This window comes from Parablautia muri (assembly GCF_009917485.1).
In the GTDB taxonomy this organism is placed as follows: domain Bacteria; phylum Bacillota; class Clostridia; order Lachnospirales; family Lachnospiraceae; genus Suilimivivens; species Suilimivivens muri.
This window is the reverse complement of sequence record NZ_QZDT01000067.1, coordinates 1-16,789: the sequence shown is the minus strand read 5'-3', so window position 1 is coordinate 16,789 and position 16,789 is coordinate 1. Positions and strand designations below refer to the sequence as shown.

Below are 16,789 nucleotides of genomic sequence, written 5' to 3'. Positions count from 1 at the left end.
ATCAACTGCTTGAAAAATACTTTTTAAACATTTTTCATTTTACCTATTGACATTTCTTAGCTGGACTTTTTGATTATGTCAAATAATATTTTACTACAAAGATGAAAAATATTCAATAAAAATATCTTGACATTATATAGAATGACGTGTATGATAAATATGTAAGCAAGATATAAATAGCGAACAATTATATCTTGCAAAATAATCAAGAGAGGAGGCGATAAGGTGAAAGGCGACAATTACATGATGCATGCGGAGGACATTTCAAGAGAATTAGGAATTTCCAAAGGATATGCCTACAAAATCATTAAGGAACTGAATCAGGAATTAAAAGAGGCTGGATTTATTGTGATTTCCGGCAGAGTTCCAAGGGCTTTTTGGGAAACAAAGTTTTATGGAAACAGGACACAAATAGAAACAGTGTAGCGAAAGGAGAAAATGTGAAAAATAAATTTTTCACACGCGAGATTTGTGCTTACACCCAAACTCGCAGATTGAGTAGGAATGGAGGATATTGAGATGCCGGTTTATAAGGACACAGAGCGTGGAAGCTGGTACTGCCAGTTCTATTATGAGGATTGGACAGGGAAGCGGAAGAAAAAGTATAAAAGAGGCTTTCGGACAAAAAAGGAAGCACAAGATTACGAGAGTGAATTTAAGCGCGTGGCAAATGCGGACATGGATATGTCGGTTGCTTCTTTCGTGGATATTTACTTCAAGGATAAGGACGGAGAACTAAAGGAGCGTTCTAAGCGGAATAAGAAATACATGATACAGTCCCATGTAATCCCCTATCTTGGTGAAAAGAAAATGAATGAGATTACTCCGGCAGATATTATTGCGTGGCAGAATGAAATCCGTAATAAGAATTTTTCTGAAAGTTATCAGAGGATGCTGCAAAACCAAGTGACCGCATTGTTTACCCATGCACAGAAAATTTATAACTTATGGAATAATCCATGCAAAAAGGTAAAAAAGATAGGGCGCTCGGATGTAAAGCGGTTGGAATTTTGGACTTATGAGGAGTATCAGAAGTTTATAGAAACATTTGAAAAGGAAAGCCGCTCGTATTTGATGTTTCAGCTATTATTTTGGACGGGAATGCGCGAAGGCGATGACCACGTTATAATAAGACTAAAGTTAGACAAACCCAGTAAATACGCTGGTTTGAGCTGATTTAGTCCTTTCTCAAAACTGCAACGAAGCATGATATTGATGGAAGGCGGCGCTGTTTTTTCGGTCAGATATCTCACAAAAGCATATGGAGCACCAGGGTTCCGGCGGGGATTTATGCCATATGGGCAGGGAGGTGGAAACTGTATTTTGGTGCAAAAAAATATTGGAATTATTCAGGCAGGACTAAATTCAGAACCCCAGAGAGGGGAAAGCTGGTTTAGCCCTGTTTTTTATTATCACAGGGAGGGTGCATATGGGCAATCGGATTACCAGGGAAAGCATGGAATTCATAGCAGGGGAAATTATGGATACAGTCCATGCTTCCGGCAGTCTGGAAGACGGCATAAACAAAATTCAGGAAATTCTTGAAGACAATGGGATTGTAGAAATTATCTCAGATTAAAAGGAGGAGAGCATATGAAACAAAGAGAGATGACAGTTTATAGGGCAAGGGGAACCAGCATAGGAACGAATAACCCATTGATCATGCTGCAGGGGAAATGGCTACGGGACTTGGGTTTTTCCACGGGTGATAGGATATCAGTAACTTGTGATGGCGGCAGGCTTATCGTGGAAAAGACCGGCAGGATATGGTCTGACCCCAAAGGGGCAGGGATGGTGGCGGAAGATGCAGAATATCAGGGGAAGGCGGTATGACGATGGGTATGATGAAAGGAAATAAACGTACAATTAGTTTTAAGGACCAGGAGCATGAAATGTTTTATCGGAACTTCCTGCAGAACTGTAAGTCCGGGGATGCATACCATAAGGCGCTGGCTTACTGCATTGGGATTAACGGGGATACCAGACGGAATGTGGAACGTATTTATGACTTTGAGGAAGATTTCATAAAGACAGAATGTCTTAGGGAAGACTGGATCACCAGCGGCAGCGCAAGGGTGGTACGCATGGCGTTCAATCTTTTCTGCAACGGTGCGCCCAGCGTGTATGCCCTTGAAGGGGAAGAAAAGGTAAAAGAGTGCCGGCGGTATACAGTGGAAGACCTGTTCTGCTGTGAATACGCAGTATATTTCTGGGAGGCGATTAAAGTACGCTATCCGGAATACTGTTTCCCGATAGATTTATCAGAGTTTGGGATTTAAAACCGTAAAGTGCAGAAGGAGGGCAGTATGGCAGAGTTAAGTATGGCGTTAGTGCAGATGAAAGGGCTGAAATGCCGGATTGATGATATTTTATATGTCACCACTTATGATGAACATGCAGACCTGAGGGGGCTGCATGCGGACCATAAGGACAGCAATCAGATGTTCCAGTTAAGGGAAATGAGGAGAATTATGGAAAAGCTGGCAGACGTAGGCGGCAGCATAGAATACCTGTTCCGCCCGGTTCAGGAGACCAGTACCCTGCACAGGGATGAAAACGGGGAATACAGGACGGAGAAAGGATACTGTTACCGCAGCGGAAGCCTGATTGAAGCTTTATTGCAGGAAGATTCCCAAGAAGCGCCCTGCTGGGTGCAGACAAAAGTAGAGCATGACGGGGAGGATTATTATCTCATGGGATATGAAGATATCCCCATGGAAGGGCTGAACGTCCGTGTGAGATAGGAAGGAGAGCGGATATATGGAAACAACAGGAAGAAGATGTAAGGTCATTGCCCTCGCAAACCAAAAGGGCGGTGTGTCAAAGACAACCACTACGGTAAATTTGGGGATTGGTCTTGCAAGGGCGGGAAACAGGGTTTTGCTCATAGATTCCGACCCACAGGCCAGCCTTACCGCAAGCATGGGGGAAAGGGAGCCGGACAGGCTGGACAAGACGCTTGCCACGGTGCTTACCTCCATCATGGAAGGGCAGGAAATAGAAGCGGAGGATGGAATCCTCACCCACGGGGAATGGGTGCGGTTCCTTCCGGCAAACATTGACCTTGCGGCAGTGGAAGTGTCGCTGATCAGCGCCATGAGCAGGGAGTATATGCTGAAAGAGTACATAGAGGCGGTGGCACCATATTTTGATTACATTATCACAGACTGCATGCCATCCCTCGGGATGCTGACGATCAATGCGCTTGCGGCGGCGGATACGGTACTCAAACCCCTGCAGGCACAATATCTGTCCTTAAAAGGGTTGGAACAGCTGACCGCAACGATCATGAGGATAAAGAAGCGCATTAACCCGGCGCTGGATTTTGAGGGAATCCTGCTGACCATGGTGGACGCCCGGACAAACTATGCAAGGGAGATCATGGAGATGGTGCGCGGAAACTACGGGCAGAGGATACCGGTATTTGAGAATTATATCCCTTTGTCGGTGCGTGTGGCGGAAGCAAGCGCAGAGGGGAAGAGCATATTTGCACATGACCCGAAAGGCCGGGCCTCGGCAGCATATGAAATGCTGGCAAAGGAGGTGCTGGCGCATGGCAGGTAGAAAAAGCAGCGCTTCCAATATCAAAATGCCAGATGTGAACGCTTTGTTTGGGCTGGAAGAGGACACAGGCAGGTTATCGGAAAAGGTAGAGGATATAGCCATTGACCAGCTGCATTCCTTTGATTCCCACCCATTCCGGGTGCTGGATGATGAAAAAATGCAGGAGACCGTGGAGAGCGTCAGGGAGCATGGGATCATCAGCCCCCTGCTCGTCCGTCCGGGGAAGGAAAGCGGGTATGAGATCATATCGGGGCACAGGCGGAAAAGGGCCTGTGAACTGCTGGGACTTAAGGCGGTCCCATGCTTTGTCCGCAGCATGACAGATGAAGAAGCCACCGTGACGATGGTGGATTCCAACATCCAGAGGGAAGAGCTTTTGTACAGCGAAAAAGCTTACGCCTATAAAATGAAGCTGGATGCGATAGACAGGGTAAAAGGCAGGCCTAAAAAAGAGGGACAGGTTGTCCCTGATTATCTGGGGAAGAAATCCACAGAGGTGGCAGCAGAAGGAAGCGGGGAGAGCTATAAACAGGTTGAGCGGTATATCCGCCTGACTTTCCTTATAAAGCCTATGCTCAATTATGTAGATGAAAAACGCATTGCATTTGGCGCCGGGGTGGAATTATCCTATCTGGAACCGGAAGTGCAGGAGCTTCTTTGCCAGACAATGCAGCGTTTATGCGTATTCCCTAATCTGGCACAGGCAAGGAAGCTTAAGGAGTCAGGCAGGGAAGGGAAACTGGACGAAAACGGAATGGAGATCATCCTTTCTGATGAAAAACCGGCAGCCCAGGCAGTCAGGCTGCAGAGAAAGAAGCTGAACGAATATTTTCCGGCTGGTTATTCGGCGGAGCAGATAGAGGAAGTGATCTATGGCCTCTTAAAGAGGTGGAGATTTGAGCAGGGGGAATAGCACTGGCAGAGCGGTATGCTCCGTCAGAAAAACAGAATATTGTTCCACATAAGAGCAGAGGGATGAATTTTGCCTCTGTTTTTATGTGGAGAAAACCATAAAAAGATTGTGTGGAATGGAGGCGTGGAAGATGCAGAGGATCCAGTTTGATTATTTCCATGGGATGGAAGCGGGGCAGTACAGCTTTTACCGTATCCCGAAAATGCTGTTCACAGCGGAGTGCTTCAGGAGCCTTTCCTGTGAAGCGAAAGTCTTATACGGGCTGATGCTGGACCGCATGGGGCTCAGCATTAAAAACAGGTGGATCGATGAAGAGGACAGGGTTTACATTGTCTTTACGGTGGAGGAGACAGCGGACTTGATGAACTGCGGAATGCAGAAAGCGGTAAAGCTGATGAAGGAACTGGATTCTGATAAGGGCATCGGGCTGATAGAGAAAAAGCGCCTGGGACTGGGCAGGCCTAACGTGATCTATGTAAAGAATTTCATGGTAAGGGAAGAGCCGCCATTGCCGGAGAAAGGGGGAGACCCTGACGAAAGGGAAACGACAGGAACGCCGGAAAGCAGGGCAGCCGGCAATTATGACAGGAGAACTGTGGAAACCACAAATCAGGAATTATTAAAATCACAATTCAAGAATGATGAAAATCACAATTCAGGAGTAGTGAAAGCCGCAATTCAAGAATTTCCAAAATCACAACCTAATAATACTGAATTTAATAAAACTGATTTCAGTGAGACTGATCCTATCAATCTTTATCCATCTGATGTGACAGGACAGATGGAACGTTACCGTACCGCCATACGGAAAAATATCTCGTATGAGTGTTTTTTGGGTGCCAGGGGCTGCCAGAGGGAGGAACTGGACGAGCTGGTGGAGCTGATGGTGGATGTGATGATGATGCCTGACCATGCAATTTTGCGGATAGCGGGGGCGGAAAGGCCGGCGGCGGTTGTGAAGGAGCGGTTCCTGAAGCTGGACGATTCGCATATAGCCTATGTGCTTGCCTGCCTGCAGGGGAATACCGGCAAAGTGGGGAATATCAAAGCGTACCTGCTGGCATCGCTTTATAATTCAGCACTGACCATAGGCAATTATTACCGGGCGGAGGTGAACCACGACCTATATGGGAGCGGATAGCGGCCACAATGTCAATGCAAATACATAATCTCTGGAAAAAGACAGCCTGCGTATGGTCTGGCTGGCTTTGCTGCCGAGACTGGGGAATGGAAATCTGTAAGGAAAGGGGGAAACCGTGTTGGGCAGACGTGTAGAATCACAAGAACTGGCAGCCCTTGGGGAACGTATACGGGAACGGAGGATGGAACTGCGCCTGTCACAGGAAGCGCTTGCGGAGAAAGCAGGGATCAGCGCCAACACGGTAAGCCGGATTGAGGGAGGACAAATGGCCATGGGCATAGGAACTTTCATAAATCTGGTACAGGCAATGGATGCAGACGCAGACAGCCTTCTGGGCGTTATTTCCGATTCGGGGAAAAAGCGGCATGGGGATATATTCCACCGCATCAGTCATTTAAGGGAACCGGAGCGGGAAATCGTGCTGCGGACGATAGAGGCGCTGGTGGAAAGCCTGCGGAGGGGCAGATGAAAGGATTCTACGGATATGGTGGGAAAATAAGTGGATTTCTACCTGACCGGTGAGGAAAGCGGCCGCTGGTTCCGTTAAAATATACACAAGATAACAGGCAGTAAGGAAAAGTTTCCAGCCCCGTTAAAAAAAACGGGTAAGCCGGAAGCTGTTTTTTACTGCCTGTCCTGCGATGGTGCAGGCAATGCAGCCAGTATAATTCCGGCACGGCCCGTTGGAAAGGCGGCCAGAATTGACATTGCAGGAATTGAAGGAGATTACCGAAATACCGGAACATGGAAGAAAAATGCCCACCGCAAGGAATCTAAGGAATACAGGCAGGCTGGTGGCAGAAAAGGAGCTGAAAAATGACACATGGATTGCAGCCTATCAGAATGGCTATGCATTATACCATGCCGGCGGTCATTCCACCGTATTCCCGGTTCATACATGCGGAGATTATCTGTATGCATCCAGCGGGATAAGCAGTTATTTACCGGAACATTTTTTTGCGAAGGAGCCATGGCATATCCGGCTTGTCCTTGAAGGGGAGGACAGGCTGGAACGTAACCAGAGGGCAAAAGAGCAGGAAAGGACAGTTTCCTACAGCGCCATATCGGAAGAGTGGGAAGCGATGGAAGACGTATGTGCGAAAACAGTTGAAGATTTGCTGGAAAGGGAAAACATGGAAGAGTTGCTAAAATGCCTGACGGAGCGGCAGAGAATGGCAGCCAGGCTTTGTTTTTTCCAGCAGAAGACCCGGAGAGAAGCGGCAAAAGAGCTTGGGATCACCAGCCCGGCAGTATCAGCCATACTTTCGCAGGCAGCCCGGAGACTGCGGAAGCAATATCCGGACGGGAAGCAGGCGGTAAAGGCGGTGGCGGCTGTATGAGGGGAAAGCAGCCAAAGGAACGGGAAAAATATTTTATCCGTCTGGGCGGCAGTACGCTGGTGGAAGTGGGCAGGGAGATTTATCTGGAATGGTACCGCTCAGAACGGAGGGAGCGGTACCAGAGGGAATGCGACAGGAAGCATGGTGTGTGCAGTATCAATAAACTGCATGAAAAAGGATATTATCCTGAAAAATCAAATTACCTTAATGATACGACACTGGAAACGGTTTTAAAGGACGAATGCTGGGACAGGCTGGAAAATGCCCTTAAAAAACTGTCTGAACAGGAGAAACGTCTGGTAAGGCTTTTGTATTTCGAGGATATGACAGTAAAGAAAACAGCGGAAATATTCGGGTGCAGCAGAAAAACAATCCATAACAGGAGGGAAAAGGTATTGGAAAAAATAAGAAAGATGATGTCAGAAACGTCTCCATGAAAAGAGATAACGCCCATGCCGGCAACGGAGCGGAACCGTTGTCAGGAGGACCGTGGAATACCGGAACGCGAAGCGTGAGGATATGCCGCGAAAGCCTCTTGACATAAGGTTCACGGATTATCCTTATGCAGTAGAAAAGGGGCTGCTGCTCCTTTTCCTGCTTCCGGCGAGGACGGGTCCGGGCAGAGCCCGGCAAAGGGTCAAGGGATAAGTCCTTTGCCGGTTCTTAGGGCAGCCCCCCCCCGGAGCGCCTTTTCTCTTTCATGATGTAAGCTGCCGTTGAAAAAGTTCTTTAATCACCTTATCTGTCAGCCCTATCCGTTTTAAGATGCAGCAATATACCAGTTTTATAAGTACAAAGGCAGTCTCTGCCAGTTTATTGTCTAATGGCATGAAATTACCGTGTGTAATGGTATTTCTATATTGTACAAGTTTATCAATATCTTCTCTGGATATGTATTCACCTATCAATGGCTGGTATTCAGAGAAACATTTTTCAATCCTGTCAGCAAGGGCACCTGACAAATGCCGGAGAGTGCCGAGGATATAGTCATATGATTTTGGGTCGGTTAGAGAGTGGATTCCATCACGATCTTCTTTCACTATGTCTTTTAGTTTTTCTACCAGATTGTCAAAAGCTGTTTCCTGCTGTACCTGAATTTTAGATAATTCCATTTCTGATTCCAGTGCAGAACAGATTTCCCTTATTTTTATGCTTGTAATATAAAGAGCGGTTTTATCGTCATCAGGAATAAATCCAATGTTGAAACTGGGTTTCTTAGGTTTGTTGCTTACGATTGAACTTAACAGGCTGGTAACGGATTCTTGCAATATATTGAAAGTCAGGCAACTATGGATTCCTTTATTTGTATCATGCACATGCTCATAATTAACATAGCATTCTGCAACAGAGTCAGTCATTTCTGGGAAATTATCAATAAAATCTCTGAATGTTATTTTTTCAAAACTTATATTTCGGCGGAATGCCATAAACTGGCACATGTTTAATATATATCCAAACATTTCGGGGAAAGTCTGGATTTCTTTTTCTTCATCAAATGTGATTTCTAAATTAATTCCTCCCGTTGAAATGGAATCGCCTTTTTCGGCTGATCTCCGCTCATGAGGTGTGGAATGGATAGAGATATTCCCGCTCACATTTTTGCCTGCCAACGTGTAGGTCAGGCTGTCATCCTGATATTTAACTTTCGTTTCTGACTTTTCAGTATATTCAAATATAACAGAAGATGGGAAGAAAAGCTTATTGAGAATACCGTTTTCAAAACAAAGGATTTTATAGGTACTAATATCGGGAAAACTACTGACAAAGTATGTCCAGGTGTTAAGTGTCAGTTCATGCCATATTCTTAATTCCTGATTGGCATAGATATAGACATATTTTCTTTCGGGAGTACGTCCCAGGATAAATCCCTGTTGCTGGGGAAGGATAATAGGAGATTTAGGCTGGGGGTCTGAATGAAAGAAGATACATTGGAAATCTTCTATTACAAAAGAAATATTTTCATATCCTTCCACTATACCATACAGTATTGTTTGATTTTGCATGCAATCACCTTTTTCTCTAAAAAAATTCGTATTAAACGAAAGCTATGTTTGATAAAAGAGATGTTAGTCCGAAAGTGTGTTGGTGCTATAATCTGCATTCTATATCTCCGGTATTCATGCGAATCAAAACTGGGAATTTTGAATGCCAACATATTTACGGACTAACACCAGACTTTAATGATCAATGAGTTCTATCATGCTTCAACCATTCATTCATTTCTATCATATCTTCTTTTTCCAAACGATTACGATAATCTGAATTAATTAAATATATTTCTCCTTCGGTTTCTTTGGTTATCACATGACATATACGCTGTCCAAGATATATGCCTAAATAGTTGCGTGTGACAGATGCCCTAGATATTTTCTTCCCTGATTTAATTGCCTCAATAATATCTTCCCTTTTCCAAATTCCCAATTCATCTATTACTTTGTTTTCTTCACAAGTATAAGCTGTTGCATGAGTGATTAAGTTGTTTAGTTTTGAATAGCTTACATTATCCAACAAAATTTCCTGCATAAATTTTCCTCCCATTTTCCAGTAATTACACTATTATTATACATTATTTCTGTACCAGTCACCATATACAATATAATCTTGTTTTAAAATAGTTGGTATGCAAAAAGGTATTAGTCCGCGTTATCAGGCCGTAAAATTCAGAATGTCTAGTTTACAAATTATATCCACCAGCACTTTCGGACTAATACCAAATAGTATTGCTAAGATGTGGAGGTTTGTACAGAGGGTTTAATATTATGACAAATTTGCGGAGTAAATTGTAATAAAATTTTTATTTCTAAAATTTCTATAAACTGTTTAATTTTCACCCCTTCCCGCCTGCTATTAGTGAAGGGGCAAATAAATCTCATTTTCAATCCATCAAAATTCCCTTTCACCGGACCTTGACAATTTCATAGCCTGCCCGGATTGATATCCGGCAGATGAGTGTGCATTCGGCGCACCCTGCTGGTGGGAACGTTGCGGCAAAAGGAGCCGGGACTGGAACGGGTCTGGGAGGGAAACAGGCAGAACGCTTTATTTTTATAAAATTATGGAAGAAAGGAAGAACGTATGGGAAGAAAGAAAATCATGACGAAGCTTCTTACATGCTTTGCGGCGGCAGCCACGGCTGTAGCGGGAATCCCTGGGAGTGTCCCGCTGTCTGTCAGGGCAGTTGAAGCGGGCAGTTACACGGCCACGTTTGAAGCACGGATTGGGGATACCCGGTATGAAAAGCTGGAAGAGGCTTTTGACAATGCACAATCGGGCGATACGATTATAGTCCTTAAAGACTGCAGCGTGTCAAAGACGCTTGAGGTTATTGCCGACAACATTACCTTGACGAGTGGAGACGCAGGAAACCCGGCAGCCATTTGCAGGGGGGAGGAGTTTTCCGGTAAAAACTATGGCAGGGATGCCGGGAACGTCCTTGTGGGGATAAGCAGCGGCAGCCTTGCCACACGGGATATTATCCTTGACGGCGGCGCGGTGCTGGACGGGGATTTCAACAACACCGGCCAGGTATGGGACAGCCCGCTTATTTATGTGAAGGGCTCCTATGTAATGGAAGCGGGGACTGTCCTTCAAAACAACTACAACACGGATTATTCCGAAAGCGTGGACAGCAACCGCAGCGTCAGGACGGCCGGGGCGCTGGAGGTTGCTGAGGATGGATTCCTTACCATGGACGGAGGGTTTATCAGGGACTGCTATACCCTTGGGGCCGGCGGAGGCATACAGGTAAGGAGCAGCGCAAGGGCAGAGATTACCGGCGGTGCGGTCAGCCACTGCTATGCCGTCTGGGGTGGCGCATTAGGGATGCTGGGCCCGGTGGAGATTACCGGTATGGAACTGTACGGGAACGGCGCAGAATCCTCCGGCGGCGCACTGTGGAGTACCTCGGAGCTGGAACTGTCAGGCTGTACGGTCAGGGATAACCAGTCGGCTTATGACGGCGGGGGAGCCAGCATCACTGCCAATGAAAAAACAGTGGTCAGCGGATGCACATTTGTCGGGAACAGCGCCGGAAGGGGGAGCGCCATCCATATCTCAGGGAGCGAAGGCGTAAACCCGCCTGTCATCAGGGACTGTGCAATTACCGGGAACCGGTCGGACGCGGAAACGCCTATAAACGGCAGCGCCATCAACTATATGGCTAAGTCAGGGCTTATCCTGGACGGGGAGATTGTCATGGATGACAATACTTTTTCGGACGGCATCAGGAATGACATTGTGTTCTGGTATGATGACGCGGAGCCGGTATGCCTTGGTGAAAGCTTTACCAGCACATCAGCCTTTAAGATAAGCGGTTATGAGATTACATCGGGGAAACTGGCGGTTGACGCCACAACGAACGGGAAGGAAACGGACGCACAGCAGTTCTCATCCTGCCACGGGCGTTTTAAGACGGAAGAAAAAGGCGGGGATATTTATTTTACGGAGATTTACAGGGTGCTTTATTTCCTTGACGGGAAAGGCTACCTTGACCCTGAAACCTATGTGGTAGGTGAGCCGGTTACGGTTTTAAGCCGGGAGGCGGAAATCCCTTATCTGGGGAGCTTTGACCGGGAGGACAGGGTATTTGACGGGTGGAACACCAAAGAGGACGGGAGCGGCACCGATTATGGGGAAGGCCAGGAAGTATGGCCTGAAAAAACCCTTTACCTGTACGGGAAATGGAAGGATAAATTTACCGTTACTTACGATTACAACGGGGGGACCGGCAGTACGGCCAGCGCCTATTCAGCCCCCGGATACCCGGCAGCCCTTCCCGGCGCAGCCCGTGAGGGATACCTGTTTAAGGGCTGGTTTGAGGATGAAGGGCTTAAGATGCCTGCCGGGCAGGAAGGGGAAGAATATACGGCGTATGCAGACATCACCCTTTATGCGGCATGGGAGGAGGAAGCCGAAACGCCGGAGGAAAGGCCGGAAGCAACCGTTACCTTTGATGCAGACGGCGGAGAGATGGAGGGCGGGGATATTACCGCAAAGGTTGGCAGTACCATTGTGCTTCCGTCCTGTACCAAGGAAGGTTATGAATTTACAGGCTGGTATGACGGTGATACCTGTGTGGGGCAGGCAGGGGAAGATTATACTGTCGCTGGTGATATTACCCTGAAAGCCCATTATATAAGGAAAGAAGCACCCACATGCACGGTCTCTTTTGATACGGACGGAGGGAAAGAGATTTCACCCATGAAAGTGGAAAAAGGAAAGGCGGTTAAGCTGCCGGAGGCAGAAAAGGAAGGGCATATTTTCCTTGGCTGGTACAAAGCGAAGGAGGGCGGTACCAGAATGGGAACAGAACTTACCGTAACAGAAGATACCATGCTTTATGCCCGCTGGGAAAAGGAATCCCAAAAGCCGGAGGAAAAACCGGAAGCCACGGTTACCTTTGACGCAGACGGTGGGAAGATGGAAGGCGGGGACATTACCGCAAAAGTGGGCGATACCATTACCCTTCCAGGCTGCACCAAAGAAGGATATGAATTTGTGGGCTGGTATGACGGGGACGCCTCTGTTGGACCGGCAGGGGAGCAATATACTGTCACTGGAGATGTTACTCTGAAAGCGCATTATGAGAAGAAAGCGGAGGTTACTTACCTCATTACCTTTGACCCCAATGGCGGAAGGAGGGCCGAACCTGTAAAGGCGGCAAAAGGGGAAAGGATCACCCTGCCCGGCACGGAGAAATCCGGCTATGTCTTCCTTGGCTGGTATACGGAGAAAAAGGGCGGCATCCTTTTCGGCCTTGCCGGTGATGAGCTGGAAGTGGCAAAGGATATGACCGTCTATGCCCTGTGGGAAAAGGAAAAAGCGGAAGGAACCGGCGATAAGGGGCAGGAGACCTGCAAAGTGGCATTCCACACGGAGGGCGGCTCACTGAAAAATCAGACGCTCACCATTGTCAAAGGCGCAGGCCTTTATCTGCCGCTTCCGGAGAAAAAAGGCTATGATTTTACCGGCTGGTATCTGGACAAGTCCCTGACACAGTTTGCGGGGGCATACAGGGATTCCTACCGTATCACGAAAGACACTGATTTTTATGCAAAATGGGAGAAAGCCAAAGAAGAGGATAAAAAAGATGACAATACAGACCAAGGAAACAATGCAGAAACAGCAGATACTTACACCGTAAAATATGATGCCAACGGCGGCACGGTAAAGGAATCCTCTGCCAGAGTAACAAAGGGCAAAGGCGTAAAACTCCCTGCCGCAGAACGGGAAGGATATGCTTTTACCGGCTGGTACACGGATAAGCAGATACTGGCTGGCAAAGCCGGCGCTGTTTATAAGTCGGACAGGGATATCTGCCTTTATGCAGGCTGGAAAAAGGTATCCGACGGGAACAGCGGTGACAACACTAACGATACCGGGAAAAGCTCCGGCACCAAAACCGGAGCTTCCATATCGGATACTGGCAGCAAAGCAGGCACCGGAAGTTCCGATGCCAAAACCGGAACTTCCACAGCAGATACCGGTTCAGGCGGCAGCACGGATAAAAAATCAGATACTCCCGTAACGGGGAAATCCGGGAATACAGCAGCGAGCCTGCCGGGGACAGGGGCGGAGAAAGAGCCCGTAATCCAGACAGGACGCACCTCGCCAATTTACCTTCTTGCAGCAATCGGAATGGTGGGTGTTCTCCTGGCGGCGCTTTCTGTCTGCGAGGGGAAACGCAGTTCCAGGGATAAAGCATAATGTTCTGCGCGGACATGCTGTAGCGGCATAAGCTATGCCACTACGGCAGCCCGCCGCAGGGATTGTCAGGAAGGAGGCGTCATGACAGAATGAAGGACCTGACAGGGAAGCTGGGGGAACTGATTTTCCCTGATGTGGAAGAGAAAAAAAGCAGGCGGATTGTGATACAGGTTATTATTGGGCTTTCCATTGCCATGCTCTCCATGGCAGGAATGCTTTTCTACAGCCACCAGGAAGTGGGACAGCGGCAGAAATTCCAGCAGATAAAGGGGGCGGGGATTACCCTGCCGGAAATACTGCCGGATATGCCGCCGGACGTGGAAGGAGGAAAAGAAGCGGAACCGGCAGGAGAAAAATCACCGGAGGGAGAGAACAGTACAGAGGATATGGGGGAGGCTGATAAAAATACCGTGACATTTCCCTATGATTGGGATTCCCTGACCGAAGCAAATAGGGATATCAAAGGCTGGCTTTATCTGCCGGACACACCCATTGACCTTCCCGTAGTCGGCGCTTCCGATAATGACTACTACCTGACGCACGATTTCTGGAAGGAGGAAAAGAGTACGGGCTGCCCGTTCATGGATAAGGATACCGGACAGTGGGATTTCAACAGAACGATTTACGCCCACAACATGGGCAAAGCCTCTGAGGCCATGTTCTCCCCGCTCTTAAAATTCAAGGACAAGGATTATTTTATGGCGCACAGGCAGCTCTATTACACGCAGTGTTACGGAGTAACAGCAGAATACCAGATCATGGCAGTAGTGAAATACAATGCAGGGGATACCGGAAGCTGGGATTTCCGTACAAGGAACCATGCGGATATGGAAAGCTACAACCTCTGGATGGAGGGGCTTGAGGAACACGCATTATATTATGCGGAGCCTGACCATGCCCCAGCACAGATACTCACCCTTTCCACCTGTGACCGTTCCGAGTTCGGGAAGGATGGGAGGCTGGTGATTGTGGCGGGGAAATGCCGGTAGGATGGGGGAATCTGTATATCCTATAGAGGAAGCAGAAAAAGCAAAAATAAAATGCGGCGTCCATGGACAGTTTATCAATCCAGGGGCGCTTTTTTAGTCAAAAAATCATAGAAATGAGGAAACCAGAGTGCAGGGAGGGAAAGGAGAGAAACGAAGGTATGCGGAAGATAAACCGGACTGCGCCTACTGCTATTTCCGTAAAAAGAAAGGCGTCTGCAGGCTGAAAAAATGCTACTACCTGCTCCCGGAGGAGCCGGAAAAGAAGGAGGAAACCTGTGAGGACTGCCCTTACGGGAAACATTCCCCATGCATCGGCTACTGCCTTTTGAAGATTGTCCGGGAGATGAAAATGAAAGTATAAGGCAGGAAGGGAGGGAAACTTATGCAGGACGAGGTAAGTGAGAAGGTCATATCGCTTTGTATCAGTGGCGGAAAGATTTCGGCGCGGATACTGAAGGAGGCAATGGAAAAGGCGCTTGCCGAAATGGAGCGTTCACAGCAGCAGGAACGGTATAATTCCCCGGCGAAACAGAAAGAGAAAAAGCAGGCGGTAAGCAGCGGGAAGCAGAGCCTTAAGAAACTTGCAAAGGACGGGACGCAGCTTTCCAACATAGAGGTCACTGACGGGAACATCAAATCTTTTGAAAAATGCGCCCGTAAATACCATGTCCTTTACAGTCTGATGAAAGATAAGTCCGTGTCGCCGCCCCGGTATTTTGTATTCTTCCGGGCAAAGGACGTGGATTCCATCACTGCCGCTTTCAAGGAGTATACCGGCAGGACGCTGAACAAGGCGAAAAAGCCTTCCGTGCGGAAAAAGCTGGAGCTTGCAAAGGAGCGCGTGGCAAAGCACAGGGAGAGGGAAAAGACGAAACACAAGGACAGGGGGCAGGAATTATGAGCGGGAAGAAAGAGGGTGCATCACTGCATGGCCTGACGGATAAGATAGCAGGGAATCTGTCGGAAAAACTTTCCACAATAGATAAAAAGCGTCTGCTCATGATGAATGTGCCTTACATCATTGTATTTTATCTGACGGATAAGCTCTCATGGCTGTACCGGCACTGCATGGGAAATTCCTTTGCAGAGAGGGCTGGGGTTCTTTTCCTGAATTTCCAGATGGCGTTTGAAAATCCGGTTTCCAGCTTCCATGCCAGCGACCTGGCAGTTGGCGCAATCAGCGCAGCGGTGGTAAAGGCCATGGTGTACCTGAAAGGGAAGAATGCGAAGAAATACCGCCACGGCGCGGAGTACGGCAGCGCAAGGTGGAGTGCATAATCTTAACTGTAAGCAACACCTATATTGACGCAGGAGGGTATGCACATGAATGATTACAGCAAAATCACAGCCCTTTACTCCCGCTTATCCGTGGGGGACGAGGACAGGGACGGCGGTGAAAGCAACTCCATACAGAACCAGAAGAAATTTCTGGAAAGCTACGCCAGACAGTTAAAGTTGACCAATATCCGGCACTACATTGATGATGACGAAAGCGGCAGATTTTTTGACCGTTCTGCTTACTCCCGCATGATAGAGGACGTGGAAAACGGCAAAGTCGGCGTGTGCATTATGAAAGATATGACCCGTTGGGGGCGCGACTATCTCCAAGTGGGAAACGCTATGGAGATTTTCCGCAGAAACAACGTGCGCTTTATCGCGGTAAACAACGGGATAGACAGCGAAAAGCCCGACACATTGGAGTTTGCGCCGTTCATCAATATCATGTCAGAGTGGTACGCAAAGGACATCAGCAAGAAAGTGAAAACGGGCATTAAGACCAAAGGCATGAGTGGAAAGCCAATCGCAACCGAAGCCCCTTACGGATATGTCAAAGACCCCGACAACAAGGATTTTTGGTTGATTGACGAAGAAGCCGCCGAAGTTGTCCGCCTTATTTTCCGCCTGTTTCTGGACGGGAAAAACCGAAACCAGATTGCCGTATATCTGAAAAATGAGCAAATCCCGACACCCACATTCTACATGAAAGACAGGGGGCGGGGAACGGCAAAAAGCAGGACGCTGAACGAGGAAAACCGCTACAAATGGAATAAGGCGACCTTGACCCGTATCCTCACAAGGCAGGAGTATTGCGGCGACGTTGTAAACTTCAAGACCACAAAGCATTTCCGCGACAAAC

Annotated in this window: 21 protein-coding genes; 19 read left to right on the top strand and 2 right to left on the bottom strand. The window is 47.7% G+C overall.

Annotation, left to right across the window (positions count from 1 at the left end; translation table 11 throughout):
* Positions 1 to 243 precede the first annotated feature (243 nt).
* From D5281_RS21835 to D5281_RS21775, 13 genes are all read left to right on the top strand, one after another.
* Positions 244 to 426, top strand: a complete 183-nt coding sequence (locus tag D5281_RS21835) for a DNA-binding protein (protein ID WP_160562097.1) — start codon at positions 244 to 246, stop codon at positions 424 to 426.
* Between the two features lie 93 nt (positions 427 to 519).
* Positions 520 to 1,176, top strand: coding sequence for a tyrosine-type recombinase/integrase (locus tag D5281_RS21830; protein WP_160562095.1), 657 nt, complete (start codon positions 520 to 522; stop codon positions 1,174 to 1,176).
* A gap of 253 nt (positions 1,177 to 1,429) precedes the next feature.
* A complete protein-coding gene (locus D5281_RS21825) occupies positions 1,430 to 1,579 on the top strand; it encodes a hypothetical protein (RefSeq protein WP_160273149.1) in 150 nt (49 codons plus the stop codon).
* 14 nt (positions 1,580 to 1,593) lie between these two features.
* Entirely contained in the window at positions 1,594 to 1,833 is a 240-nt protein-coding gene (locus tag D5281_RS21820) for a SymE family type I addiction module toxin (RefSeq protein ID WP_120471945.1), read from the top strand.
* A gap of 2 nt (positions 1,834 to 1,835) precedes the next feature.
* Positions 1,836 to 2,279: a DUF6075 family protein gene (locus tag D5281_RS21815; protein WP_277935532.1), complete on the top strand. Its 444-nt coding sequence runs from the start codon at positions 1,836 to 1,838 to the stop codon at positions 2,277 to 2,279.
* Between the two features lie 27 nt (positions 2,280 to 2,306).
* The gene (locus D5281_RS21810) at positions 2,307 to 2,744 is read left to right on the top strand and encodes a DUF5348 domain-containing protein (RefSeq protein ID WP_120471947.1); all 438 of its coding nucleotides are present in this window, start codon (positions 2,307 to 2,309) and stop codon (positions 2,742 to 2,744) included.
* Between the two features lie 16 nt (positions 2,745 to 2,760).
* Positions 2,761 to 3,564: a ParA family protein gene (locus tag D5281_RS21805; RefSeq protein ID WP_160562094.1), complete on the top strand. Its 804-nt coding sequence runs from the start codon at positions 2,761 to 2,763 to the stop codon at positions 3,562 to 3,564.
* On the top strand, positions 3,554 to 4,477 hold the full coding sequence (locus tag D5281_RS21800; protein ID WP_129180403.1) for a ParB/RepB/Spo0J family partition protein: 924 nt from the start codon (positions 3,554 to 3,556) through the stop codon (positions 4,475 to 4,477). Before D5281_RS21805 ends, D5281_RS21800 begins: the two co-directional genes overlap by 11 nt.
* 130 nt (positions 4,478 to 4,607) lie before the next feature.
* Positions 4,608 to 5,618, top strand: coding sequence for a DUF6017 domain-containing protein (locus tag D5281_RS21795; protein WP_160562093.1), 1,011 nt, complete (start codon positions 4,608 to 4,610; stop codon positions 5,616 to 5,618).
* A gap of 115 nt (positions 5,619 to 5,733) precedes the next feature.
* Entirely contained in the window at positions 5,734 to 6,087 is a 354-nt protein-coding gene (locus D5281_RS21790) for a helix-turn-helix domain-containing protein (RefSeq protein ID WP_277934930.1), read from the top strand.
* A gap of 232 nt (positions 6,088 to 6,319) precedes the next feature.
* Complete coding sequence (locus D5281_RS21785; protein WP_160562092.1) at positions 6,320 to 6,958, top strand: sigma-70 family RNA polymerase sigma factor; 639 nt, start codon at positions 6,320 to 6,322, stop codon at positions 6,956 to 6,958.
* A complete protein-coding gene (locus D5281_RS21780; RefSeq protein ID WP_160562091.1) occupies positions 6,955 to 7,395 on the top strand; it encodes a sigma-70 family RNA polymerase sigma factor in 441 nt (146 codons plus the stop codon). Before D5281_RS21785 ends, D5281_RS21780 begins: the two co-directional genes overlap by 4 nt.
* A gap of 52 nt (positions 7,396 to 7,447) precedes the next feature.
* Complete coding sequence (locus D5281_RS21775) at positions 7,448 to 7,606, top strand: hypothetical protein (RefSeq protein ID WP_160273144.1); 159 nt, start codon at positions 7,448 to 7,450, stop codon at positions 7,604 to 7,606.
* Between the two features lie 50 nt (positions 7,607 to 7,656).
* On the opposite strand, the gene D5281_RS21770 is transcribed toward D5281_RS21775, so the two are convergent.
* Positions 7,657 to 8,961 (bottom strand): HEPN domain-containing protein, encoded by a 1,305-nt coding sequence (locus D5281_RS21770; RefSeq protein WP_160562090.1) that lies wholly within the window; start codon positions 8,959 to 8,961, stop codon positions 7,657 to 7,659.
* A gap of 181 nt (positions 8,962 to 9,142) precedes the next feature.
* Positions 9,143 to 9,481, bottom strand: a complete 339-nt coding sequence (locus D5281_RS21765; protein WP_160562089.1) for a hypothetical protein — start codon at positions 9,479 to 9,481, stop codon at positions 9,143 to 9,145.
* A 552-nt stretch (positions 9,482 to 10,033) separates the two neighbouring features.
* Here D5281_RS21765 and D5281_RS21760 point away from each other — a divergent pair.
* From D5281_RS21760 to D5281_RS21735, 6 genes are all read left to right on the top strand, one after another.
* Entirely contained in the window at positions 10,034 to 13,663 is a 3,630-nt protein-coding gene (locus tag D5281_RS21760) for an InlB B-repeat-containing protein (RefSeq protein WP_160562088.1), read from the top strand.
* Between the two features lie 89 nt (positions 13,664 to 13,752).
* Positions 13,753 to 14,652, top strand: coding sequence for a class B sortase (locus D5281_RS21755; RefSeq protein ID WP_160562087.1), 900 nt, complete (start codon positions 13,753 to 13,755; stop codon positions 14,650 to 14,652).
* Positions 14,653 to 14,779: 127 nt separating this feature from the next.
* Entirely contained in the window at positions 14,780 to 15,013 is a 234-nt protein-coding gene (locus tag D5281_RS21750; RefSeq protein ID WP_330585229.1) for a hypothetical protein, read from the top strand.
* Between the two features lie 21 nt (positions 15,014 to 15,034).
* Positions 15,035 to 15,553 carry a PcfB family protein gene (locus D5281_RS21745; RefSeq protein ID WP_160562086.1) on the top strand — a complete coding sequence of 173 codons (519 nt, stop codon included), beginning with the start codon at positions 15,035 to 15,037 and terminating at the stop codon, positions 15,551 to 15,553.
* On the top strand, positions 15,550 to 15,930 hold the full coding sequence (locus tag D5281_RS21740) for a conjugal transfer protein TraG (RefSeq protein ID WP_277935531.1): 381 nt from the start codon (positions 15,550 to 15,552) through the stop codon (positions 15,928 to 15,930). Before D5281_RS21745 ends, D5281_RS21740 begins: the two co-directional genes overlap by 4 nt.
* Positions 15,931 to 15,975: 45 nt before the next feature.
* Positions 15,976 to 16,789: recombinase family protein (locus D5281_RS21735; protein WP_160562085.1), on the top strand; the 814-nt coding region annotated here is incomplete at its 3' end.

What these genes read in the sequence shown, in the direction of transcription:
- D5281_RS21810 (WP_120471947.1), top strand. Translation starts at nt 2,307, where the DNA reads ATGGCAGAGTTAAGTATGGCGTTAGTGCAGATGAAAGGGCTGAAATGC.
- D5281_RS21800 (WP_129180403.1), top strand. Translation starts at nt 3,554, where the DNA reads ATGGCAGGTAGAAAAAGCAGCGCTTCCAATATCAAAATGCCAGATGTG.
- D5281_RS21770 (WP_160562090.1), bottom strand. Translation starts at nt 8,961, where the DNA reads ATGCAAAATCAAACAATACTGTATGGTATAGTGGAAGGATATGAAAAT.
- D5281_RS21830 (WP_160562095.1), top strand. Translation starts at nt 520, where the DNA reads ATGCCGGTTTATAAGGACACAGAGCGTGGAAGCTGGTACTGCCAGTTC.
- D5281_RS21805 (WP_160562094.1), top strand. Translation starts at nt 2,761, where the DNA reads ATGGAAACAACAGGAAGAAGATGTAAGGTCATTGCCCTCGCAAACCAA.
- D5281_RS21745 (WP_160562086.1), top strand. Translation starts at nt 15,035, where the DNA reads ATGCAGGACGAGGTAAGTGAGAAGGTCATATCGCTTTGTATCAGTGGC.
- D5281_RS21755 (WP_160562087.1), top strand. Translation starts at nt 13,753, where the DNA reads ATGAAGGACCTGACAGGGAAGCTGGGGGAACTGATTTTCCCTGATGTG.
- D5281_RS21825 (WP_160273149.1), top strand. Translation starts at nt 1,430, where the DNA reads ATGGGCAATCGGATTACCAGGGAAAGCATGGAATTCATAGCAGGGGAA.
- D5281_RS21815 (WP_277935532.1), top strand. Translation starts at nt 1,836, where the DNA reads ATGGGTATGATGAAAGGAAATAAACGTACAATTAGTTTTAAGGACCAG.
- D5281_RS21820 (WP_120471945.1), top strand. Translation starts at nt 1,594, where the DNA reads ATGAAACAAAGAGAGATGACAGTTTATAGGGCAAGGGGAACCAGCATA.
- D5281_RS21740 (WP_277935531.1), top strand. Translation starts at nt 15,550, where the DNA reads ATGAGCGGGAAGAAAGAGGGTGCATCACTGCATGGCCTGACGGATAAG.
- D5281_RS21780 (WP_160562091.1), top strand. Translation starts at nt 6,955, where the DNA reads ATGAGGGGAAAGCAGCCAAAGGAACGGGAAAAATATTTTATCCGTCTG.
- D5281_RS21765 (WP_160562089.1), bottom strand. Translation starts at nt 9,481, where the DNA reads ATGCAGGAAATTTTGTTGGATAATGTAAGCTATTCAAAACTAAACAAC.
- D5281_RS21835 (WP_160562097.1), top strand. Translation starts at nt 244, where the DNA reads ATGATGCATGCGGAGGACATTTCAAGAGAATTAGGAATTTCCAAAGGA.
- D5281_RS21795 (WP_160562093.1), top strand. Translation starts at nt 4,608, where the DNA reads ATGCAGAGGATCCAGTTTGATTATTTCCATGGGATGGAAGCGGGGCAG.
- D5281_RS21760 (WP_160562088.1), top strand. Translation starts at nt 10,034, where the DNA reads ATGGGAAGAAAGAAAATCATGACGAAGCTTCTTACATGCTTTGCGGCG.